Annotated in this window: 25 protein-coding genes; 10 read left to right on the top strand and 15 right to left on the bottom strand. The window is 67.2% G+C overall.

The window, feature by feature from the left end; genetic code table 11:
- Window positions 1-219 precede the first annotated feature (219 nt).
- Both F7R91_RS37795 and F7R91_RS37790 read left to right on the top strand, forming a co-directional pair.
- Window positions 220-501 carry a hypothetical protein gene (locus F7R91_RS37795; protein WP_150957813.1) on the top strand — a complete coding sequence of 94 codons (282 nt, stop codon included), beginning with the start codon at window positions 220-222 and terminating at the stop codon, window positions 499-501.
- Between the two features lie 346 nt (window positions 502-847).
- Window positions 848-1,747 (top strand): alpha/beta fold hydrolase, encoded by a 900-nt coding sequence (locus F7R91_RS37790; RefSeq protein ID WP_225321029.1) that lies wholly within the window; start codon window positions 848-850, stop codon window positions 1,745-1,747.
- A gap of 281 nt (window positions 1,748-2,028) precedes the next feature.
- Here F7R91_RS37790 and F7R91_RS42355 read toward each other — a convergent pair whose 3' ends face one another.
- The 4 genes from F7R91_RS42355 to F7R91_RS43365 all read right to left on the bottom strand — a co-directional run bounded on the left by F7R91_RS42355 (window position 2,029) and on the right by F7R91_RS43365 (window position 4,232).
- On the bottom strand, window positions 2,029-2,193 hold the full coding sequence (locus F7R91_RS42355) for a hypothetical protein (protein ID WP_191971820.1): 165 nt from the start codon (window positions 2,191-2,193) through the stop codon (window positions 2,029-2,031).
- Window positions 2,194-2,246: 53 nt separating this feature from the next.
- A complete protein-coding gene (locus F7R91_RS37785) occupies window positions 2,247-3,029 on the bottom strand; it encodes an alpha/beta fold hydrolase (protein ID WP_150957809.1) in 783 nt (260 codons plus the stop codon).
- A 211-nt stretch (window positions 3,030-3,240) separates the two neighbouring features.
- Window positions 3,241-4,032: an IS630 family transposase gene (locus F7R91_RS37780; protein ID WP_225321028.1), complete on the bottom strand. Its 792-nt coding sequence runs from the start codon at window positions 4,030-4,032 to the stop codon at window positions 3,241-3,243.
- Complete coding sequence (locus tag F7R91_RS43365; protein WP_225321027.1) at window positions 3,921-4,232, bottom strand: helix-turn-helix domain-containing protein; 312 nt, start codon at window positions 4,230-4,232, stop codon at window positions 3,921-3,923. The genes F7R91_RS37780 and F7R91_RS43365 overlap by 112 nt, the downstream gene beginning before the upstream one ends.
- Before the next feature lie 365 nt (window positions 4,233-4,597).
- Between F7R91_RS43365 and F7R91_RS37775 the strand changes: the two genes are divergently transcribed.
- The 3 genes from F7R91_RS37775 to F7R91_RS37765 all read left to right on the top strand — a co-directional run bounded on the left by F7R91_RS37775 (window position 4,598) and on the right by F7R91_RS37765 (window position 7,055).
- Window positions 4,598-4,831, top strand: a complete 234-nt coding sequence (locus F7R91_RS37775) for a transposase domain-containing protein (RefSeq protein ID WP_150957808.1) — start codon at window positions 4,598-4,600, stop codon at window positions 4,829-4,831.
- Window positions 4,832-5,288: 457 nt separating this feature from the next.
- On the top strand, window positions 5,289-5,870 hold the full coding sequence (locus tag F7R91_RS37770) for a YdeI/OmpD-associated family protein (protein WP_150957806.1): 582 nt from the start codon (window positions 5,289-5,291) through the stop codon (window positions 5,868-5,870).
- 234 nt (window positions 5,871-6,104) lie between these two features.
- The gene (locus F7R91_RS37765) at window positions 6,105-7,055 is read left to right on the top strand and encodes an alpha/beta fold hydrolase (RefSeq protein ID WP_150957804.1); all 951 of its coding nucleotides are present in this window, start codon (window positions 6,105-6,107) and stop codon (window positions 7,053-7,055) included.
- 243 nt (window positions 7,056-7,298) lie between these two features.
- Here the strand turns inward: F7R91_RS37765 and F7R91_RS37760 are convergent, their stop codons facing one another.
- From F7R91_RS37760 to F7R91_RS37735, 7 genes are all read right to left on the bottom strand, one after another.
- Window positions 7,299-7,691 carry a hypothetical protein gene (locus F7R91_RS37760; protein WP_150957802.1) on the bottom strand — a complete coding sequence of 131 codons (393 nt, stop codon included), beginning with the start codon at window positions 7,689-7,691 and terminating at the stop codon, window positions 7,299-7,301.
- Between the two features lie 192 nt (window positions 7,692-7,883).
- Window positions 7,884-8,396 carry a group II intron maturase-specific domain-containing protein gene (locus F7R91_RS37755; protein ID WP_225321026.1) on the bottom strand — a complete coding sequence of 171 codons (513 nt, stop codon included), beginning with the start codon at window positions 8,394-8,396 and terminating at the stop codon, window positions 7,884-7,886.
- 124 nt (window positions 8,397-8,520) lie between these two features.
- Window positions 8,521-9,804 carry a group II intron reverse transcriptase/maturase gene (gene ltrA / locus F7R91_RS37750; protein WP_225321025.1) on the bottom strand — a complete coding sequence of 428 codons (1,284 nt, stop codon included), beginning with the start codon at window positions 9,802-9,804 and terminating at the stop codon, window positions 8,521-8,523.
- 265 nt (window positions 9,805-10,069) lie between these two features.
- Entirely contained in the window at window positions 10,070-10,636 is a 567-nt protein-coding gene (locus F7R91_RS43360; protein ID WP_225321024.1) for a zinc ribbon domain-containing protein, read from the bottom strand.
- A gap of 56 nt (window positions 10,637-10,692) precedes the next feature.
- A complete protein-coding gene (locus F7R91_RS43355; protein ID WP_225321023.1) occupies window positions 10,693-11,580 on the bottom strand; it encodes a recombinase family protein in 888 nt (295 codons plus the stop codon).
- 117 nt (window positions 11,581-11,697) lie between these two features.
- A complete protein-coding gene (locus F7R91_RS37740) occupies window positions 11,698-11,883 on the bottom strand; it encodes a hypothetical protein (RefSeq protein WP_225321022.1) in 186 nt (61 codons plus the stop codon).
- A 126-nt stretch (window positions 11,884-12,009) separates the two neighbouring features.
- Window positions 12,010-12,543 (bottom strand): reverse transcriptase domain-containing protein, encoded by a 534-nt coding sequence (locus tag F7R91_RS37735; RefSeq protein WP_191971819.1) that lies wholly within the window; start codon window positions 12,541-12,543, stop codon window positions 12,010-12,012.
- 260 nt (window positions 12,544-12,803) lie between these two features.
- Here F7R91_RS37735 and F7R91_RS37730 point away from each other — a divergent pair, with 260 nt between their 5' ends.
- Complete coding sequence (locus tag F7R91_RS37730; protein ID WP_150957797.1) at window positions 12,804-13,031, top strand: hypothetical protein; 228 nt, start codon at window positions 12,804-12,806, stop codon at window positions 13,029-13,031.
- A gap of 33 nt (window positions 13,032-13,064) precedes the next feature.
- Here F7R91_RS37730 and tgmC read toward each other — a convergent pair whose 3' ends face one another.
- The 3 genes from tgmC to F7R91_RS37715 are packed head-to-tail and all read right to left on the bottom strand — an operon-like array spanning window position 13,065 to window position 15,475.
- Entirely contained in the window at window positions 13,065-14,264 is a 1,200-nt protein-coding gene (tgmC, locus tag F7R91_RS37725) for an ATP-grasp peptide maturase system methyltransferase (RefSeq protein WP_150957795.1), read from the bottom strand.
- Window positions 14,261-15,238: an MvdC/MvdD family ATP grasp protein gene (locus F7R91_RS37720; protein ID WP_225321021.1), complete on the bottom strand. Its 978-nt coding sequence runs from the start codon at window positions 15,236-15,238 to the stop codon at window positions 14,261-14,263. Before F7R91_RS37720 ends, tgmC begins: the two co-directional genes overlap by 4 nt.
- A gap of 3 nt (window positions 15,239-15,241) precedes the next feature.
- A complete protein-coding gene (locus F7R91_RS37715; protein ID WP_150957815.1) occupies window positions 15,242-15,475 on the bottom strand; it encodes a putative ATP-grasp-modified RiPP in 234 nt (77 codons plus the stop codon).
- A gap of 186 nt (window positions 15,476-15,661) precedes the next feature.
- Here F7R91_RS37715 and F7R91_RS43350 point away from each other — a divergent pair, with 186 nt between their 5' ends.
- The 3 genes from F7R91_RS43350 to F7R91_RS37705 all read left to right on the top strand — a co-directional run bounded on the left by F7R91_RS43350 (window position 15,662) and on the right by F7R91_RS37705 (window position 17,336).
- Window positions 15,662-15,910: a hypothetical protein gene (locus tag F7R91_RS43350; protein WP_225321020.1), complete on the top strand. Its 249-nt coding sequence runs from the start codon at window positions 15,662-15,664 to the stop codon at window positions 15,908-15,910.
- Between the two features lie 73 nt (window positions 15,911-15,983).
- Window positions 15,984-17,033 carry a Tat pathway signal protein gene (locus tag F7R91_RS37710; RefSeq protein ID WP_225321019.1) on the top strand — a complete coding sequence of 350 codons (1,050 nt, stop codon included), beginning with the start codon at window positions 15,984-15,986 and terminating at the stop codon, window positions 17,031-17,033.
- A gap of 12 nt (window positions 17,034-17,045) precedes the next feature.
- Window positions 17,046-17,336 (top strand): DUF6087 family protein, encoded by a 291-nt coding sequence (locus F7R91_RS37705; protein ID WP_150957793.1) that lies wholly within the window; start codon window positions 17,046-17,048, stop codon window positions 17,334-17,336.
- 422 nt (window positions 17,337-17,758) lie between these two features.
- Here the strand turns inward: F7R91_RS37705 and F7R91_RS43345 are convergent, their stop codons facing one another.
- Entirely contained in the window at window positions 17,759-18,328 is a 570-nt protein-coding gene (locus F7R91_RS43345; RefSeq protein WP_331000703.1) for an ATP-binding cassette domain-containing protein, read from the bottom strand.
- A 303-nt stretch (window positions 18,329-18,631) separates the two neighbouring features.
- Here F7R91_RS43345 and F7R91_RS37695 point away from each other — a divergent pair, with 303 nt between their 5' ends.
- Window positions 18,632-19,330: a 2-phosphosulfolactate phosphatase gene (locus F7R91_RS37695; protein WP_150957791.1), complete on the top strand. Its 699-nt coding sequence runs from the start codon at window positions 18,632-18,634 to the stop codon at window positions 19,328-19,330.
- Window positions 19,331-19,786 lie beyond the last annotated feature (456 nt).

Here is a 19,786-nt window from a genome sequence, read left to right as displayed (position 1 = left end):
TGGTTCCGCCGGTTACGCACCCGCTGGGAGATCCGCGACGACATCCACGAAGCCTTCCTCAGCCTGGCCTGCGCAATCATCTGCTGGCGACGACTGAAGAACCTCTCACTTTGTTAGGAGTTCTAAGGCACCGCGGCCTGCCCCCCCCCACACGCCATCTCCCCTCTCCGGGCCGGGCCGTGACCACACCCTGCTGCGCACCATCCGTGGACACGGGCCGTGCCCAGGAGGACCGCCCTCACAGACCGACTTGCGCAGCATCCCTCCGCAGGCAGGAGCAAGGCGGTTCACCAGGCGCCCGAGGACGGCGGCGGGGCCGATCACGCGCGGGCCGAACTCGTCCCGGACGCGATCGATGGCCACTTCGGCCACCAGTCGGTCCTCGCGGGCCTCATCGAGGCTGATCTGCCGGGTCACCTGGTCCGCGTCGATGAGGTCTTCGCCCTTGAGCATCAACCCAATCAGGTGGCCGCGCCGCAGGCCGGCGGCGTCCACTTGTAGGCGAGGATGCGCAGGTCGTCGTCGTGCGCGGACGGCTCCGACAGGCGGCGGGTCTTCCCAACTGCCGTTACCGGCGAAATCGGAGCGTGAGCGTCAGCGCGAGCCGCCTGGAAGCGGCGGCGCAGTAGCCGCCCGAACCGGACCGCCAGCTCGAGCAGGGCGACGCGGACGTAGGCGCCGTCCAGGATGTGCTGGGGGAAAGCGCAGCGGGCGGTCGCGGCGGCGGGCAGACACGACTACCGCGTTTGCGGGACGATCCTGCGGCCTGCGCGCAGGTATGACTGCGGCAGCCGAAGCAGTGCATGAGGAAGCCGTTCGTTGGCGCTACGCCACCTATCCTGGTCGAGTGGGTTTGACGAGCGCCATTGATGGATTCCGGCTCTGCTACGACCGCGTCGGTGCGGGGGTCGCGGCGGTGTTGCTGCATGGGTGGCCGGGCGACCGCAGCGAGTACCGCGGGGTCCTCGCCCGATTGCCGGCGATGGACGTCGTGGTGCCGGACCTGCGGGGGTTGGGAGCTTCGGACTGGCGATCCAGCGATCCGACATCGTACGGCGCCGACGCGCAGGCACGCAGCGTCATTGGCTTGATCGAAGAGCTGGGCCTGGACCGGCCGGTGGTCGCCGGACACGATATCGGTAGCCGGATCGCGGTTGCGATCGCCCGGCTGCGACCGGATCTCATCCGCGCCCTGGTGCTGACGCCGCCGCTGCCGGGCATGGGTGAGCGGATCCTCGGCCCCCAGGCGGCGCCGGAGTTCTGGTACCTGTCGTTCAACCAGCTCCCCTTCGCGGTGCAGCTGCTGGACGGCCGGCCGGATGCGATCCGTGCGTTCCTGGGCCACTTCTGGACCCACTGGGCCGGCCCGGGGTTCACGCCACCCGACGGACACCTCGACCACCTGGTCTCGGTGTACTCCCAGCCGGGCAGAGCGGCTGCCCTGCTCGGCTGGTATCGAGCCACCGCAGACGCCCTGGCTCGCGTGGTGACCGAGCAACCACCGCCGCCCGCGGAGCGGATCGGCGTACCGACCACGGTACTCTGGCCGGACCGTGACCCCCTGTTCCCTCCAGCCTGGTCCGACCAGCTCGACCAGTACTTCGCAGACCTCCAGCTTCAAAACCTGCGCGGGATCGGACACTTCGTGCCGATGGAGGCCCCGGACGAATTCGCTGACGCCGTAGCCGCGGCCGATGCGCGGCAAACGGCTGCTCCGCGTGATCTGAGCCGCGCACGCCATGCATGAGCGGCGGATCCGAACCCAGTTCCCCACCCAAACCGCCTGGTCCCGGCATCACCTTCCACTCCGCCTCCGTATCTCTCCACTGCTGCCGCTGAGGTCTTCTCAATGAAGATCATTTCCAGTGTCTGTTGAGGACGAGTGCGGCGCGGGCTGTGTCGCCCATTCTGCTGGGGCCGAGGGTGACGTGCTCGAGTAGCACGTACTTATATTCAGCACGCGCGAGGCCGGGAAGCCGGTCGGAGGCCGTCCATTGGGTGTTTCTGGTATGTGTCTTTTCGGGGCGGTCATGAGGTGCCCTTGGTGAACAGGGATCGTTCGAGCGCGGATCGGATGGAGCCGGAGGCACCGTCACTGGCCGGGGTAAGGGCCAGTGCGGCCGTCATGAGCAGCAGCACGCGAACGGCGCCGCCGGTGGCACTGTCCACTCCGGGCAGCAGCGGGATGACCACAGCGAAACCATCCGCGTCAGATCGTGCGCGAGGCCCTGAACCGTCGGCAATGCTCATCGCGCGTCGGCGTACAGCTGCTCGATCAGCTGGACGACGGTCTCTGGCTCGCGCAGCGTCGGGTAGTGGTCGCAGGCGGCTAGCCGGACCAAGCGGCAGTCGGGGATCCGGTCCGCCATCTCCTCGTTGCAGCGCACCACCTCCGGCTCGTCCAGCTCCCCCAGTGCCAGCAGCGCGGGCGCGGCGATCTCCCCGAGCCGATGGAAGGCGGGAGCGTCGGTCCTCTGGTGGCCGACCGTGCTGAACCAGGCAGGCAGGACCCCCCGGAGCTGGGCGGCTGCGACCGGATCGGCCTCTGGGGTGCCGCCGCCGGCCCGCCCCCAGATACCCAGCACGAGCCGGACGATGCCCTCGATGTCGTCGGCCGTGGCCAGCTTCCCGACCTCTTCGTAGAACCCGGGCGGCGCGCTGTCATACCCGGTGGCCCCGGGCGCGAAGAGCGCGAGACCCGCAACCCGGTCCGGGCTGTGCAGAGCCAGACTGATCGAGGTGGCGCCGCCCATGCTGGAGCCCACCAGCACCGCGCGGGCCAGCTCGAAATGGTCAAGGACCTCAGCGAGGTCCTCCACCAGGGAATACACGGCAGCCGGCCCGGGCGAGCGGCCGTAGCCGCGGGAGTCGTAGCGGATCACCCGGTGCCGCGCGGTGAGCGCCGGGAGGACGAGGTCCCATATCGTCGAATCGCCGACGCCCGGGTGCAGCAGGATGAGCGGCAGCCCGTGCCCTCCCGAATCGTCCGCCCAGAGTTCACCGTTGCTGACAGGCACGATAGTTTCCATGATCTTCAGTCTGGTCAAGCGGTAAGGACGCCTGCCAGTGGGATCTCGGCCGTGTCGCTGTCACCGACAGGGCCAGGCGAACCCGACCCGCCGGCATCAGCCTGTCGCCCCGTGAGGAACAACAGCCGGTCTGGCGAACAACGTGCTGAGCCAGCTCACTCAACCGCTACTTCGAGCAGCCGGTCCTGACCGGCTAGTAGATTGTCGCAGCTTATTTTTGCTGTGTGGTTGGGTAGAGGTGGCGCAGTTTCACGCGGGCGTCGTCGGTGGTGAAGTGCCAGTCGACTTGGCGCTGGTCGCTGTTGGTGTGCTGCTGCCAGGCGGCGAGTTCGGTGTTGAGCACGGCGAGGTCGTCGATGCGGCGGTCCAGGCACTGGCGGGTGAGCGCGGAGAGCTCGATCTCGGCGATGTTGAGCCAGGAGCCGTGTTTGGGGGTGTGGTGGATCTCCAGGCGCTGGGCCAGCGCGAAGGCCTTTGCCGGGTCGAACGCCTCGTAGAGCGAGGCGGTGGTGTGGGTGTTGAGGTTGTCCATCACCAGCACGACCGTGGCGGCGCCGGGATAGTCCACGGTCAGCAGGTGCTCGACCTGGTGCGCCCAGTCGACCCTGGTCCGGCGGGGCCGGGCGTCCACGCGCCGCCATCCGCGCAGCGGTTCGACCCAGCAGAAGATCGAGCAGGTCCCCAAGCGGACGTACTCGTTGTCCTCGCGGCGGTCACGGCCCGGCCGCGGGGGAAGCGGATCGCGGACGTGGCCGAGCAACTGGTATGGCTTCTCGTCCATGCACACCACCGGACGCTCCGGGTCGCAGGGCCGGCGGTAGACCGCCAGGACGTCCTCCATCGCCGCGGCGAAGGCCGCATTCGCGGCGGGCGGGATGGTCCAGCACTTCTTCAGGTGAGGACGCAGTTCCGTTTTTTTAAGACCCGGCCGATCGTGGAGTGGTCCAGGTTCGGGATGTCCTCGATCAGCGCCACGTGCCTCTCCAGCAGGCGCAGCGACCACCGGGCGTGGCCCTTGGGCGGCGTCGAGCAGGCCAGCGCGATCAGCCTCGCCTCGACCTCACCGGTCACCGGGGAGGGCACCGGGGGGCAGGCGCGTTCCTTCCGGCCGACCGTGGCCCACACATCGCCGCCGGTCTCCGCATACCGCTTCGAGATCAGCCGGACCGACTCGCACGACACCCCGACCCGGTCCGCGATCACCGCCCGCGGATCGACTCGCCGACCGACGTATCCAGCGCGAGCAACACCCGCGCCCGTCTGATCATCGACGCGCTACGGACTCCAGTCGTGGTCACCCGCACCAACGCCTGTCGATCCTCAGCACTCAAGGCAACCGGATACTTCTTCTGCGACGACATGGCACCCCCGCCCGGCCGAAGTGAAGCGACGAGGGAAGACCGCCCGACCGTCAACTCCACCGATCAGAGCCACACTTAGCAGCGACAATCTACTAGAGGTGACTGTATGTCACTTTCCGCCGGGGACTCAATGCCGTTGCTTGTGAGGTGCAAGTAGTTCCTCTCCCAGGCGCGGTGACCGCCGGAGTGCTGGTTCGTTGACCGGGCATGCATCAATGGATCGGGTTATCCGATGAGGTCCGGCTCGGGTTGCTCACCGAGTGGATCGTTCCTGAGCTGGTGGATGAGGTGCTGACCGCGTGTGGTCGGCGGGATGCCAAGCCCCGTCCCCTGTCGAGCCGGTTCATGGTCTACTTCGTGCTTGCTCTGGCGCTGTTCCAGCAGGACTCCTACGACGATGTCGTGCACGGATCAGGAACAGCTTCTGACCTTGTTCTTTAACCTCTGGTGCTTCTCATGGCCTGCGACATGTACGGTGCCGTGGCGACAGATGGGCTGTACCCACGACTGGCGGATGCGTTCCCAGCACTTGCTACCGAGATCGTGAACTGCTGCGTGCTGAGGGTGAACCGCTGGCCGAGGTGGTCGCTGACCTGCCCTACTACGGCCCGTGCACCTGTACCGCAACCTGCGTCAACCTGCTGACCGCGCAGCCCGGTTCGTCGGGTTCCTCCAGGCGGCCACAGCGGGGAGATCGGGAACATCCGAGTGCGCGACCTCGACGTCGGCCGTCAGCTCAAGCAGTTCATCGACTCGACGGGTGGCCTGTGGCAGCAGGGCGAAGCTCGCCAAGTAGTGAGCCGGTCAGGTCGCCTGAGTAGGCCGCTTGAGCAGGTCACCTGAGCGGTGCGCTCGAGTAGGTCAACATCTGTCCTATAAGGCCTCTAGTCTGCGGTTTATGCAGAAATACGAGGACGGCGTCGAGATCCTTGTTCCCGCGAGCCCGGCCGAGCTTGAGGCCTGGCTCGACACGCATCACGGGGAACGGACCGCGCTCTGGGTGAAGATCGCCAAGAAGCACACCGGCATCCCGTCGCTCACCTGGGAAGAGATGGTCGACACGGTGCTCTGCTTCGGCTGGATCGACGGTCTGCGGCGTGGCTTTGACGACACGTACTTCCTGCAGCGCACGACACCCCGCAGCCCCCGCTCCGCCTGGTCGCAGGTGAACGTCGACAAGGCCGAGGCTCTGATCGCGGCAGGTCGGATGCGCCCCCGCGGCCTCGCCGAGATCGAGGCGGCGCGGGCGGACGGCCGCTGGGAGACGGCATACGCCTCGCAGAAGAATGCCACCGCACCGCCGGATCTCGTCGAGGCGCTCGACGCGAACCCGGCCGCGCGGGCGTTCTACGAGACGCTCAGCAAGTCCGACCAGTTCGCCCTATACCTCCGCCTGGTCACCGCCCGCACCGAGAAGACCCGGCTGGCCCGCCTGGAGCGGATGGTGGCGGCGATGGCGAGGCCCGAGCGGCCATCATGATCAACCGCTCGGCCAACGCGCAGATCAAGGACATCAAGGCCCGCGGAGGCTTATAGAGAGCTTGAATAGCTGAGGTTACGAGTAACCATCCCGTCGCATATCGGTGATCTCCGTGGCAGGCTTCATTCCGAACGGGTCCCCTCCGTGAGAAGAGTTCGTGATTCGACAGCCCGAACACTCTTCGGGAACCTTCACCTAATCCTAATCACCCCGAAAAGACAATGAGGAAAAGTGATGCTCAATCCAACCGATTTTCCCAAGCCCACCATTATTCCGGTCAACGGTGTGGAACTCGAAGTCTTCGAAGCAGGTCGAGAAAACGAGGGAAAGCCCATCGTGCTCTGCCACGGCTGGCCGGAGCACGCCTTCTCCTGGCGTCACCTGATGCCCACCCTCGCCGCAGCCGGCTACCACGTCATCGCACCGAACCAGCGGGGTTACGGCAACTCATCCCGCCCGACCGAAGTGACGGACTACGACATCGAGCACCTCTCGGGTGACCTCGTCGCGCTCCTCGACCACTACGGATACGAAGACGCCACATTCGTCGGCCATGACTGGGGTGCGTTCGTCGTCTGGGGACTGACCCTGTTGCACCCCAACCGTGTGAACAAGGTGATCAACCTGAGCTTGCCTTACCAGGTGCGCGGAGAAAAGCCGTGGATCGAGGTCATGGAAGAATTCCTCGGCGGCGACTTCTACTTCGTCCACTTCAATCGACAACCGGGCGTTGCGGACGCCGTGTTCGATGAAAACGCATACCAGTTCCTCCGCAACCTTTACCGGAAAAACGTGCCCCCCGCGCCCCCTGAGCCGGGCATGGCAATGATCAATCTCGCAAGAGCGGAAACACCACTCGGTGAGCCCGTCATGAGCGACAGCGAACTGGCCGTCTACGTCTCCGCGTTCGAATCATCGGGATTCACGGGCAGCATCAACTGGTACAGGAACCTCGACCGCAACTGGCGCTTGCTGGCGGACGTGGACCCGATCATCCAACAGCCCGTCCTCATGATCTACGGCGACGGGGACTGGGCGATCCCGAGGTCCGAAAACCTGACAGAGTTCGTGCCCAATGTGGAAGTGGTCGGCCTGGACTGCGGTCACTGGATCCAGGAGGAAATGCCCGAAGAAACAAACCAAGTGATTTCAAAATGGCTGGAACAGCAGGATGCCACCGTCTGAGCTTGATTCTGTCGGGGATCTTGGAGCTTCCCGGTGCGCCGACGTGATCGGTGGGCATGCTCGGGGTGTTCCGAGAGCCCGTGCAGTTGTTGAGGTGTCCGTTGTCGCTCCGTCCTCGTTCCGGTGAGCAAGTCCCGCTTCTGAGCTTGTTCTTCATGGTCTGAGGTCGAATTGGGCCTCGAACTAGTGCTGCTCCGCGCCAGGGAGCTGACGATCAATACCTCCCCCATTTCGTTGGGGAGTTCAGGGCGAAGGCGGACGCTGTCCGGCGATGGCTGCGAGCTGGTCGTGGGAGGTCACCTTGATCGCTCCGGCGGTGACGGTGTGGCCGAGTGCGTCGAGGTCGGGGGTGGTTTCGCGGACGGCCCTGCCGATCCTCGCCTTGGAGACGCCGAACAGGGTGGCCAGGGTGGCCTGCTGCAGGGACCAGCGTTTGGTGAGGACGGTGGCGAGTACCTGGTCGGAGGCGGAGAGCAGGCTGGTGCCTGTGTTCCCTCCCCGGTGACGTCCGGGGATGACGACCGGCGGGTGGTCGGTGCGGTAGCGGGTGTAGCGCTCGAGCAGGTCGGCCCAGGCGGCCGGTTCCAGGCCGGTCAGGCTCGGATGGGCGAGCCAGGCGGGAGCTTTGTCCCCCACAGGGAAGCGCCCGAACTCCACTGCTGATGCTGGGCGTTGAGGCGATAGAGGCTCGGGGCGCGTGAAGTCGACCTGGGGCGCGGTTCCGGTGTCACCCACCGGCCCGTTTCCCCAGGCCGCTTCCCGCACCCGGCGTGCCCGTTTCCGAGCACCGGGCGCTCCACAAGCCGTGCTGGTTCCCGTCTTTCTCTCTCATCCCGTGGTCGGCCACGGTGTCGGGATAACTGCTCCCCGGTATCGGTAGCGGGTCGTGCTCACCTTGGCCGGGTTGAACAATGATCTTTCTTCCGAGGCAGGCCACCATCCGTCGGCGCAGTAGCGGCGGCGGAGGTCCTTCCATCCGGATCGGTGGTGTTTCCGACACATCCATCGGCCCACCCGCAGCCACGTGTAGTAGCTGAGGTAGCCGAAGACCGCGCTGGACACCCCGGGTCGGAAGTACATGCACCAGCCCTTCAGCGCCGGGTTGAGCTGGCGCAGCAGGGCATCGAGCGGCTGGCTCGTGTCCATTCGTCGACACAGCGTCTTCACCTTGCGCGTCACGGCCTTGACGGACTTGCGCGCCGGATAGGTGTAGACGTACTGCTTGGACGTGCCTCGTTTCCGGTGGCGCTGGATGCGCCAGCCGAGGAAATCAAGGCCCTCGTCGATATGGGTGATCAGGGTCTTCTCCGGCGACAGGCGCAGGCCCATCGCGGCCAACACCCCTGCGATCTCCTCCCGGAGGATTCCGCGTCGGTCTTGGTGCCGTGCACCATCAAGCACCGGTGAGTCGGCGGCGGGAATCTCACCCGCCGCCGCTCGCAGAACCGTGCGGGAGCCTCTCGGCTCACACGGCTCCCATCGCCCAGCCGTCAGGCTTGAGACCGAATCGCCAGTGGGCGAAGAGGTTCGGGTACCGGCGGGCCGTGCCCGCCAGCAGTTCCTTCGCCTTCCGCTCCCTGCGGTGAAGCCGTTTGTACTTCCGGCAAGCCCAGCGCACCAGATACTCGTTGAGGCGCCGGAGGAGGGGATACAACATGGACTTGTAGAAGCGCCCGTAATAGTTGACCCACCCTTGCACGTTGAACATCCGCGCAAGGTCGTTGAGGGACTTGTCACTGCGGGCGGCAATGCGCCAGGAGCGGATCTCCTTGCCCATCGCCTTGATCGCCTCCTTGCTGACCGCGGGCAGGAAGTTCACAAAGTGCTTCCCGTACCGGTTCTTGGCCAGCCTCGGACGGAACGTATACCCGAGGAACGTGAACGACGTGTGCTCGTACGAGCCGCGTCGGTCGGCGTCCTTGCAGTAAACGATGCGTGTCTTGTCCGGATGCAATTCCAGACCGACCTGCGCCAATCTCTCGGCGAGCGCGTCCCGCACGCGGCGGGCCTGCCTCTCGCTCTTGCAGTGAATCACTGCATCGTCGCAGTACCGCTCGAAGGTGACGTGCGGAAAGTTCCGCGTCAGCCACACATCGAACGCGTAATGGAGATACAGATTCGCCAACACGGGGGAAACAGCCGATCCCTGGGGAGTCCCACGAACCCGCTGCTGCACCGTACCGTCCTGCTTTGCCAGCGGGGCCACAAGCCACCGCTTGACGTAGAGCAGGACCCACTTCCCGTCCTCATCGATATGCCGCTCGACGGCCTTGAGCATCAGCTCGTGGTCCACGCTGTCGAAGAACGCCCGGATGTCGAGATCGACCACCCAGTCGCTGCGCCAACAGCGCCGCCGGCACTGCTCCACCGCATCCAACGCCGACCGCCTTGGCCGGTAGCCGTAGGAGTCCGGATGGAACACAGGCTCCACCCGCCGCTCCAGATACATAGCGGCCACCGTCTGAGCGATCCGGTCAGCCACAGTGGGCACCCCAAGCACACGGACACCTTTCCCGCCCGCCTTGGGGATCTCCACGGCCTTCACCGCCGGAGGGAAGTACGAGCCGGACGAGAGCCGATTCCACAGCTTGTACAGATTCCCCTTGAGGTTCTGCTCGAACTGCTCGATCGACACACCGTCCACCCCGGGTGCACCCCGATTGGCTTTGACCCTCAGATACGCCTCCCACACCATCGACTTGGAAATGTAAAACGGCTTGGTCTCGGCTTGCAGCCTTGATCCGTTCACCTGGCTCCTCCCGGAAACACCGGTTGACCACCAAACAAGATCAGGACGACCCGCCCCCTTCGCTCCGCCCCCATTACAAGGACTTCATCACTACTACGAGACGGTCCGTCCCCCTGCCACGCATCGGTACTCAGCCCCTTACAGTTTCAGCTGCTTGGGGTTCTCCCTTGACACCAACCAGACTCCAACAAAGCCCAGTCGGCAGCAGCGCAGCGAGGGGTTCCCACGTTCCGCACTGGCGCCTGTCACCGAGCTCGCGCCACCTTCATGCCGGGCCGCCACCTGGTGTTGAGCGTCTTTCGTTCTGCTGGGCGCTGGCGGCGTTGCTGTGGAGCTGGGCGAGGAAGCCTTCCAGGTCGTCGGCGAGTTTGAGGTAGTCGTCACGGTCGGCGAGCTGGGCCTCGAGCGCGTCGAGTTGGCCGCGCAGGCTGTGTTCCCGGGCTCGGAGATCGGGCATCCGGGAACGGAGCTCGTCGATGGTGATCAGCTGTTCCTGGAAGGCTTCGATCATGCGGGTGATGGCCGTGGTGGCCTTGGCCAGGGCGAGTTCGAGGCGCTCACGCTGACGTACGGCCGGATCAGCGGTGCGAGCCCGTGCCAGCCTTTTGTCGATCTCGGCGCGGATCAGCTGCGGGTCGGCGATCAGTGTGGTGATGTGCTTCCAGACGAGGGTGTCGAGGTAGTCGGCGCGGACGGGTTTGTTGGTGCAGACGCGGCCGCCCTCGTAGCGGTAGTCATCCGAGCCCAGACATCGGTAGTAGTAGATCTTGTGCTTCTTGGTGCGGGTCGAGGTGCGGTAGTAGCCGTATCCGCAGCCGGCGCAGGCGGCCATGCCCTGCAGCAGGGAGGGGACCTTGCTGTTGCGGGAGGCGTACTTCTTGTTGTCGTTCAGGCGCTGAGCTGCGCGTTCGAAGGTGGCCGGGGTGATGATCGCCGGGACCGGGATGGTGATCCACTCCTCGCGGGGCGGTCGACGCTCTTCACCGCGCGTGGTGTGGAGCGGCCTTGAAGGCGGGCGACGCGGTTCAGCCCCGGGGACTCGTGGAGGACCATGGTCTTGCCGAAGACCGCGGTCCCCATGTAGGCGGGGTTGCGGAGCATGCCCCAGACCACGCTGCGGTCCCACCGGTGCTTGCCGGTGCGGGTGGGAGTGCCGGTGGCGCTGAGCCATCGGGTGAGCTCCGCGATGGAGGCGCCGTCGTCGGTGTAGCGGCGGAACAGCTCGGCCACCAGCGCCGCTTCATGCTCGACGATCTCGTATCCGGCGCCCTGTTCAGGGGTTTTGCGCAGGTAGCGGTAGCCGAAGGGGGCGCCGCCCAGGACGTTGACGCTGCCGGTGCGGGCCCGGTAGGTCTTGCCGCGTCGGTAGCGCTCCATCAGCTGGGCCTTCTCGTACTCGGCGAACATGCCCTGGAACTGGATCAGCAACTGGTCCTCGGGGGTGTCGCCGCGGGGGCCCTTGACGAACTCCACCCGGCAGCCACGGCGGGCGAACTCCTCCAGGAGCAGGGCCTGGTAGGCGAACTTGCGGGCGAGACGGTCGGGTGCGTAGCAGAGCACCACGTCGACGCAGCCGGTGGCGATCAGGTCCCGCAGCCGCTCCAGCGCGGGACGCACGAGTGTGGCTCCGGAGTGTCCCTCGTCTTCGAACACCCACTCCTCGGGCAGCTCAAGCTGACCAGCGTGGATACGCAGGGCCGAGGTCTGCGAGGCGATCGTCTGGTCCTTCTTCTGCCGGGCCGAGGAGACCCGGGCGTAGATCGCTGCACTCGTCATCGCCCACTCCTTGCGTGCCGCCGGCCCGGTGCTGGGGCACCAGCAGCGCATAGGCGGCGGACAGATCCGCCTCTGCATACCGGTCGAAGAGCGACTCCGACTCCACGACCCGCTCCTTCACCAGCCCGCGCGCCCCTCGGGAGCGTCCCGATCGAGGAACTCCGCCAGCGCGCGGGCCACCACCGCGGAGAGCGTGGCATCTGTGCCCCGCGCATGGGCACGGACCTGACCGGCCAGCGACCCCGGCAGCTTGACGGTGAACACCACGTTCGTTTCGGGGACTTCGAGTCGTCCAGTGGCCATGGCCTGCTCCACGTAGCGGCGTGCCTGCCGTTCCGACACGCCATACCTGCTGGCCATCGTGTGCGCGGCAGCCGCGACGGGCACCCCCGACTCGACCAGATCGGCGGCGGCATTGACCCACCGTGCCTACTCGACGCCATCAACGCAATCACGACGCACCATAGGTGAGCCCTGTGGGGTTCCCGACCCGGTCGGAGAGGTTACCCCGCCCTCCAGCACTCCCATCCGCAGCCAGGCCCGGATCAACTTCAGCATCGACCGGTCCACCACCCGCCGGGCCACCTGGGCCATCAGCGCGTCGTGGTCGATCGTGCCGAAACAGTCCCGGATATCGGCCTCGAAGACCCGCTCCCGGCCCTGGTTCACGGAGACGCGCACTGCTTCGCACGCGTCGATCGCGGACCGTTTGGGCCGGAATCCGTAGCTCGCCTCGGTGAACTGGGCCTCGAAGACCGGTTCCAAGACCAGTTTCGCGGCCGTCATCACCACCCGGTCCGCCACGGTGGGAATCGACAGCGGCCGCAACTCCCCCGGCCGCCCCGGCTTGGGAATCCTCACCCGCCGCAGCACCGACGGACGATACGTATACGTCCGCAGCTGCTCCGACAGCTCCTGAAGGAACGCGTCCACCCCCGAGGCCGCCACCGCGTCGACACTCACGCCGTCGACGCCGGGGGCTCCCCGGTTCGCACACACATACCGGCCGCCGTCGCCCGCAAGGCGGGCGTCTCCCGCACCTTCCACTACGAAACCCCGAGGCCAGGAACCTGATCGAGACCGCACGGGAGCGGGGCGAAGGAGCTGGCCGACCAGATCGGCATCACGGCAGCGAGGCCGAGACGGCCTGGCGTGAACGCGCGCTCAACGCCGAAGACGGGCTCAAGACCGCACACGCGGAGATCAGAAGACAGCGCTCCCGCGTGGGCCAGTTGCTCGGTCAGATCCGCGACCTGGAGGCCCGCTGGTCCTACGAGTCGGTGACGCACCTGGTCGAGCAAGACGCGCAACTCAAGCAGCGAGTTCAGCAACTGTCCCAGGACCTGCGGCAGATGGAGGAGCGACTGCAGGCGGCCCGGACGAACAACACGTTCCAGGACTGCCGCATCGCCCAGTTGGAAGCACAGCTGCTGGAACATGGCGGCGGTTGAGCACCGTGCTGGCCTTGCGACTCGGGGCCTCCGTCAGGGCCGGGACAGCTGCAGGCTGGGCATCTGCTCGTGCCGCAGGTGCTGGCCGGCGTCGTACACGTGCAGGGTGAAGGTCTCCGGGCCCGGGGCGCCGGCCGAGTCGTAGGCGTCCAGGACGCGCTCGATGCGCTCCCACAGTCTCACAGGGCCGCCCTCGCGCACCCGCCAACCGTCGTCGGCCGGGGTGAGGGTGGCGGCGGATCCGGTGACGACGTCGACCAGGTGCACCACCTCGCCCACGGTCGTCATCTGCGCGTCGGGCACCGCGCTCTGTGCGAGGAAGCGCAGGTGGAACGCTTCCTCGGTCGCGGCGGTGATCCGCTCCGGGCTCTGCCGGGCCGTGCGCGGCTTGTCCGGCAGGCCCGCGGCCCAGTGGGCGGGATTCCCGAACACCGGCGCCGCGTGTGTACGTGCCGACATGAACGAGACTGTGCCTCCCAGCAGCCGGCCCTCGGCGGTGCCGTTTCCGTCGACCGTGAGCAGGACGCGGGCGTACCCGTAGAGCCAGCCCGACAGGGTGAGCAGGATCTTCCCGCCCGGCCGGGCCTGGGCCAGCAGCGCGGGCGGCACCGTACGGAACGAGCAGGCGGCCACGATGCGGTCGAAGTTGGCCTCGGGCCAGTACCCGTACAGCCCGTCCGCCACCGCCAGGGTCGGCGTGTAGCCCAACGCGTACAGCGCGCTCGCCGCCTGCTCCAGCCGGCGCCCGTCCACCTCGATGGAGGTGATGTCGGCGGAGCCTAGCCGTTCGCAGGCGAGCGCGGTCGAGTAGCCGGCCCCGGTGCCGATCTCCAGCACCGTGTGCCCCTCGTGGAGGTCGGCATCCGCCCACATCCGCAGCACGAGCGATGGCAGCGTGGACGACGAGGTCGGGGCCCCTCCGTGCCGCACGACTGGGTTCTTCCAGTCGGTCTCGTCGCCGTCGAACTGCGTGATCAGGGTGGCGTCGGAGTACGCCGCGGCCAGCCAGCGGCCGTAGTCGAGTTCGGCGGTGACCGGCTCCCACACCGTCAGGCCGTGCCCGTCGTGTTCGTCGGCGGGCAGGTAGAAGCCGGGCACGAACCGGTGCCGGGGCACCGCCTCGATGGCCGCCCGCCAGGCCGGATCGGCAAGGACGCCGTCCTTGGCGAGGGTCTTCGCCATCGTTTCGCGCAGCCGTACGGCGTCGGATTCACAGTCGGCGGGCATGTTCATGGCCTGCCGCCTCCTTCCCGCTCAGGATGTCGGCGAACGCCTCGGTGATCTGCTCGGCGTCCGGGAGCCAGCCCCACTGTCCGTTCGGATTGCACTCGATCGCGGTCCAGTGCCCGGGATCGTCTCCGTCGTCGGTCAGGGCGAAGTCGAAGCAGCCGAAGACCAGGCCGAACGAGGCCAGGTAGCTGTGCAGCGCGGCCTCGATCGGTGCCGGGACCGTGATCGGGGCGTGGATCAACTCGTCCATCGCCGCGGCGCCAGTCCAGCGCACCGTCCGGGGCGGCGATCTGCTGGGCGAACACGCGGCGGCCGACCACGGTCACCCGCACGTCGCCGGTCTTGGGGATCTCGGCCTGGAAGAGGTGCGCGGTCACCACCAGGGAGTCGTCGAAGCTGTCGGGGTTCACGCGCTGGGCCCAGATGGCCCCCGCGTGCCCGTCCTCGCCTGCCGGAAGGCCACGGAAGGGCTTATAGATGATGTGCTCGTGCTCGGCGGCGAACTTCCGTACCTGTTCGACGTCGTTGGTGACCAGAGTCGGCGGGATCGTCAGCCCGAGTTCGGCGAACCGGGCCAGTTGGACGGGCTTGAAATCCGCGCGGGTCACGGCGGCGGGATGGTTCACGTACGTCGCGCCGTGCAGGTGGTTCAGGACGCCGCCGAGCCCGTGCCTCGCCTCGGCGACGCAGAAGTCCCGCTGCTGGACAGGCAGATGCTGATACCGGGCGGCGTAGGGGGTGGGGCGGCGGTAGTAGACCGCCGCCACCTCCCCCAGCTCCACCTCACGGCTCGCCGTACGCAACCGTCCGCCCCAGGTGGGGCTGTCCTGCCCGATGCGGAACCCGAAGGTCAGGGAGGGCCCGATATCGGCGGGGTCGACGCGTACGACGGGCACCTCACGCTCGTTCAGCGCGGTGATCACCTTGTCCGCGGTGAAGTCCTCCAGCGCGGTGACGACCAGGACGGTGGAGGCCATCGGTCAGTCCGACTCGTAGTCGGTGGTGTTGTCGTCCTGGGTCTGCGGCTGCGGGTTCTGCCCGTCGCCGCCCCCGGACATCGACGCCGTACCGGTCGTCTTCGACGTGCCGTGCTTGCCCATCTCCACCAGCTGGCCGGCGGTGTCGGTGTAGCGGGCGGTCTGCGAGCCCGGGTCGAGCGTCACCGCCGCGTACGACGGCGGGCCGATCGGCAGCCGGTCGGTGACCAGCCGCATCGCCCACGGAGCCTCGGGTGCAAGCGTCATGCGTTGTCCCTTCCCCTGTACGCCAAGCGGTCAGCCGGGCAGCTGCCGCCTTGCACAGAATCGGTGTCCGGCAGGTGCCCTGACCAGTACCGTAGGGGTCGCGAACCGTGGCGGAAATGCCACCTTCCGATATGCAGGCGGGGAAGGGGGGCAGCGATGGCCGGCAGATCCGGCAATGCGCACCTGGAACTGTGGATCGCGGCGACGGGTCTGTCCCACGGGGAGATCGCCCGAAGGATCGCCGCGGCGGCCAAAGACCAAGGCCACCGGCAGATCGCCCCGGACGCGACCCGTATCCGGCGCTGGATCGACGGTGACGCTCCCGCCCGCCGGTTCCCGCCCTGCTCTCCGAAGTCCTGTCCGAAGCGGCTGGCCAGCCGCTCACTCCCGGTGATCTCGGCCTGACGGCCACGGGTCCGGTGCTGGATAACATCCAGCTCCCGCTGCTGACCGAGGCAGCCGCCCAGGCCCTGGCCGGATGGACGCAGATGGACCTGTTCATAACCGTCGCGACACCCTCAAACTCGCCGTCGGCGCCCCGCTGATCCTGGCCGCCGAACGGATGCTCGGCGGCACCGCCCGCGCCCTGAACAACGACCACAGGGGCTTCGACGCGGACACGGTCACCGCGCTGGAGGAGGCGACCGCCTTCTTCACCAAGGCCGACGCATCCAAGGGCGGCGGCCTGTACCGCGCGGCGATCGTCGCCCACCTCGCCGAGGTCGCCCGCCGCATCCAAGACGGCGTCCCGGCGTCCTTGAAGACCCGGGTCTTCTCGGCGACCGCCGACCTGGCAGCGCTCGCCGGATGGGTCAGCCACGACGCCGGCGGCCGGTACGGCGCCGCACAGCGGTACTGGAGCTACGGCGTATACGCGGCCGGGGAAGCGGGACAGCCGGATCGTGGGATGGAGATCGTCACCCGCATGTCCCACCAGATGATCTACCTCGGCCGTCCCCAGGACGTCCTGGGCCTTCTCGGCGTCGCCGCCACGAAGGCCCAGATGTCCGCGACCCGGGCGCTGGTCGCCTCGCAGACCGGCCGAGTGCACGCGGCCCTCGGCGACGAGCGCCAGGCGGATACGTACCTCGGCGCTGCCGATGAGCTCCCTGCCCACGGACTCGGCGACGACGTGCCGGAGTGGGTGGGCTACTTCGACGCCGCCGAACACGCCGGCGCCCGCGCGGTATCCGCCCGTGACCTCACCGGAATCGGACCTCCCTGCCGAGCCGCGAGCCCCCACTTCGAGGACGCGCTACATCTGCGCAAGTCCGGCTTCGACCACGTGAAAGTCATGGACCGCGTCGGCCTCGCCGCCGCACTGTTCAACGAGGGCGAGCCGGAGCGGGCCGCCGCCGCAGCCCACCAGGCGCTCGACGACGCGGCCCGTGTCGACTCCACTCTCGTCGCCTCCCGGCTCAACACGCTGCTGGACGCGGCTCGCCCGTACGAGACCGCCACGGTCGACGACGTGCGGACCCGGGCGAAGGACCTCGCCGCCGCCCGGCCGACCACGATCGCGGCCTGAGAGCATCGAGGTATGGGCAAGCACAGCCGACCCGGACCGTCGAACCAGCCGTCGCGCGCCGTCCCGCGCGTGGACGCCGACAACCCGTTCGCCGCGTACGACAAGCGGCGCCGCCCGCCGATGGACATCTACCGACGCCACCGGCCAGCGCACGGCGGCGCCGGTCATCTCCGGCCCGACGAGCCGCGCGTCCTGGAGGAGTGGAGCGGGTTCGCGTATGAGCCGGCCGGCACCGCCCCGGGCCTCGCAGCAGCCCAGGAATGGGTGAACGAACTTCAAGTCGGCGACGACCCCGCAGCGTGACGACCCGTAGCGAAAGGCATCGCAGTCCGCGGCCTACCGAACGCCAGCCACCGCGACATCGACCGAACACGTGGCGAACATGTCCGGCATGCAAAGTGCCTGGTCAAGCCAGCTTCTGGCAAGAGATAGTCGGAAAATTGGAGATCACGGGCCGCTGCCAGCTCACCCTTCCGTCCCGCGTCGCGGCACTCGCCGTGTCCCACGCCCTCGGTGTCGTTCTAGGCGGGGGCTGTGCCTCGTACGTGCGCAGTGGCGTGGGGGGTCATCGTGTTTCTTTCCGGCCTGGCTGGCGTGACACATGTCATAGGGTCTCTGATGTGCCTTGCGCCTGACTATACGGGTGCCGCAGGTTCGGTGAGTGGCGAGTGACGGTGCCGCCTCGGTCCCTCTCGGGACGGAGGCAGTACGGGTCTGCGGGTTCGTCACCGGCTCCCCGGGCGTGAGGCCGACCAGCGTCTGCGACACGGGGGCCAGATCGGTAGCGGAGGCCACAGACACCTCAAGTCGCTCGCCTCCAACCTTCCGTTTGAGCTGGTCGGGGTACCCTCGGCGATCACAGTGTCCTTGTCGACGACCGCGACCCTGTCGGCCAACTGGTCGGCCTCCTCCAGATACTGGGTGGTCAGCAATACGGTCACCCCCTCGGACACCTGGTTGCGGATCATCTCCCAGAGCGTCCGCCGTCCGGTGGGGTCGAGCCCCGTCGTTGGCTCGTCGAGGAAGAGCACCGGCGGTTCGGCCGGCCAGGCTCGCGGCCATGTCGAGGGGCGACGCATCCCGCCTGAGTACGTCTTCGCCGACCGGTCAGCGGCCTCCACGAGTCTGAACTCATGGAGGAGTTCGTCGGCGCGGATCTTGGCCTCGCGTCTCCCGAGGTGCAGCAGGATGCCGATCAGCCGGAGGTTCTCGCGTCCGGTGAGCCGCTCGTCCACCGCCGCGTACTGGCCGGCCAGACCGATGCGGGTCCGCACTTTGCGAGCCTGGGTGGCCACGTCGTACCCCGCCACGGTGGCGCGTCCCCCGTCCGGCTCCAGCAGCGTGGTGCCCCGCACGCCGGGCAGACCGCGGTGTCCTGCGGAGTTCGTGCCCGCACCACGATCCGCTCGCCCTCGTCGGCCACATCCTCGATGACCAGTGGGGACAGACCGAAAACACCGTCAGCACGAGCTGGTTGACAGCCTTCACACGGAGGTCAACGACCCCTCACAACACTGCGTCACCACCGAAAGTGAGACAGGGCCGATGACCGTACAGATCCTGCTCTTCGGATGATCCAGGGGCGTCAGAATGGTGCGATGGACCATTACTTCGTTGGCATCCCAGAGTTGACCGACGTTCCCCGTGTTGCTGTCGTCATCGACGTCATGCGCGCCTTCACCGTGGCTGCCTGGGCCTTCTCGCGTGGCGTCGAGAGGATCGTCCTGGCCTCAACGGAGAGTGAGGCACTTGCCTTGAAGGAGAGCGGCTCGGGTTGGCTGGCTTTGAAGGACGGAGCTCCAGCAGCGGGCTTCGACGCGGTGAACTCACCCGGCTTGCTCAGGTCATGCGATTTCGCTGGGCGCACGCTGGTGCAGAAGACGACGGCAGGAACCGTGGGCGCGCTGGCCGTCGCGAACGCGCCGCTGGTCTTGTGCGCGAGCTTCGTGGTGGCTGGCCCGACCGCGCGGTTCCTGCAGACCAAGGGTTCCGGTCCGGTGACGTTCGTTGTCACCGGCGAGGGAGGCCAGGCCGACGAAGACCTGGCCTGCGCTGAATACATTGGTCAATGTATGGCCGGAGGCGATGTCGAGGCGGCCCCGTATCTCCACCGCGCGAGGACTTCTCGTGCCGCGGCAGACCTCGCCGGTGGGCTGCGGAGCGGATACCACCCAGACGATGTCGATCTCTGCTTGGAAATCGACAAATTCTCCTTTGCGATGATGGCTCGCCAGGAAGAGTCCCTAACAGTGCTCCGTCCCGTTGCGGTGCCTGACATCCCGTCCAGCATCCGCTGACCTACTGGAACTTTGGACTTTCGGGCGGCAGAGCTCACCTATCCGGGCGGGCTCTGCCGCCCGCGCCAGTCGCCACGAGCCGATGCCAGTGTCGATGATGCTGACCTAGCAATTGACCCAGCGCCTCCCAAAACCATTACCATCACCCGACCGTGGATCGGGGTGCCTCCCAAACCCGTGAAAAACCGCTGTCGTTACCGTCTATCGCCTCGTCGGCCCTTCCCGTGAGGAATTCCGGCCGTTGCCGGGTAGGGGCGGCGGCCCGATGCTCCGTAGCCGTCCTGTTCACGAATGCGCATGGCATGGACGACCTGGATAATCAGTGAATTCCTGGGCCCCGCTATCGCGCAGAAGCTGTATCACCTCCCGTGTCACGCCAGGGCTCGATAGGTACACGGGGATGTTCAGTCGTTTGTCAAAGACCGTCTCTTCGCCGGAGTTTTCCCATATGACCCA

This window comes from Streptomyces luteolifulvus, assembly GCF_008806595.1.
In the GTDB taxonomy this organism is placed as follows: Bacteria; Actinomycetota; Actinomycetes; order Streptomycetales; family Streptomycetaceae; genus Streptomyces; species Streptomyces luteolifulvus.
This window is presented reverse-complemented; position numbering and strand designations above follow the sequence as displayed.

Bases quoted from the DNA above. Each gene is read 5' to 3' on its own strand.
- F7R91_RS37695 (WP_150957791.1), top strand. From the start codon at position 18,632: ATGGACCATTACTTCGTTGGCATCCCAGAGTTGACCGACGTTCCCCGT.
- F7R91_RS37785 (WP_150957809.1), bottom strand. From the start codon at position 3,029: ATGGAAACTATCGTGCCTGTCAGCAACGGTGAACTCTGGGCGGACGAT.
- F7R91_RS43350 (WP_225321020.1), top strand. From the start codon at position 15,662: ATGGCCGGCAGATCCGGCAATGCGCACCTGGAACTGTGGATCGCGGCG.
- tgmC (WP_150957795.1), bottom strand. From the start codon at position 14,264: ATGAACATGCCCGCCGACTGTGAATCCGACGCCGTACGGCTGCGCGAA.
- F7R91_RS43360 (WP_225321024.1), bottom strand. From the start codon at position 10,636: ATGGCCGCCTGCGCCGGCTGCGGATACGGCTACTACCGCACCTCGACC.
- F7R91_RS37715 (WP_150957815.1), bottom strand. From the start codon at position 15,475: ATGCGGCTGGTCACCGACCGGCTGCCGATCGGCCCGCCGTCGTACGCG.
- F7R91_RS37765 (WP_150957804.1), top strand. From the start codon at position 6,105: ATGCTCAATCCAACCGATTTTCCCAAGCCCACCATTATTCCGGTCAAC.
- F7R91_RS37710 (WP_225321019.1), top strand. From the start codon at position 15,984: ATGGACGCAGATGGACCTGTTCATAACCGTCGCGACACCCTCAAACTC.
- F7R91_RS37740 (WP_225321022.1), bottom strand. From the start codon at position 11,883: ATGGCCACTGGACGACTCGAAGTCCCCGAAACGAACGTGGTGTTCACC.
- F7R91_RS37775 (WP_150957808.1), top strand. From the start codon at position 4,598: ATGCATCAATGGATCGGGTTATCCGATGAGGTCCGGCTCGGGTTGCTC.
- F7R91_RS37705 (WP_150957793.1), top strand. From the start codon at position 17,046: ATGGGCAAGCACAGCCGACCCGGACCGTCGAACCAGCCGTCGCGCGCC.
- F7R91_RS43355 (WP_225321023.1), bottom strand. From the start codon at position 11,580: ATGACGAGTGCAGCGATCTACGCCCGGGTCTCCTCGGCCCGGCAGAAG.
- F7R91_RS37770 (WP_150957806.1), top strand. From the start codon at position 5,289: ATGCAGAAATACGAGGACGGCGTCGAGATCCTTGTTCCCGCGAGCCCG.
- F7R91_RS37720 (WP_225321021.1), bottom strand. From the start codon at position 15,238: ATGGCCTCCACCGTCCTGGTCGTCACCGCGCTGGAGGACTTCACCGCG.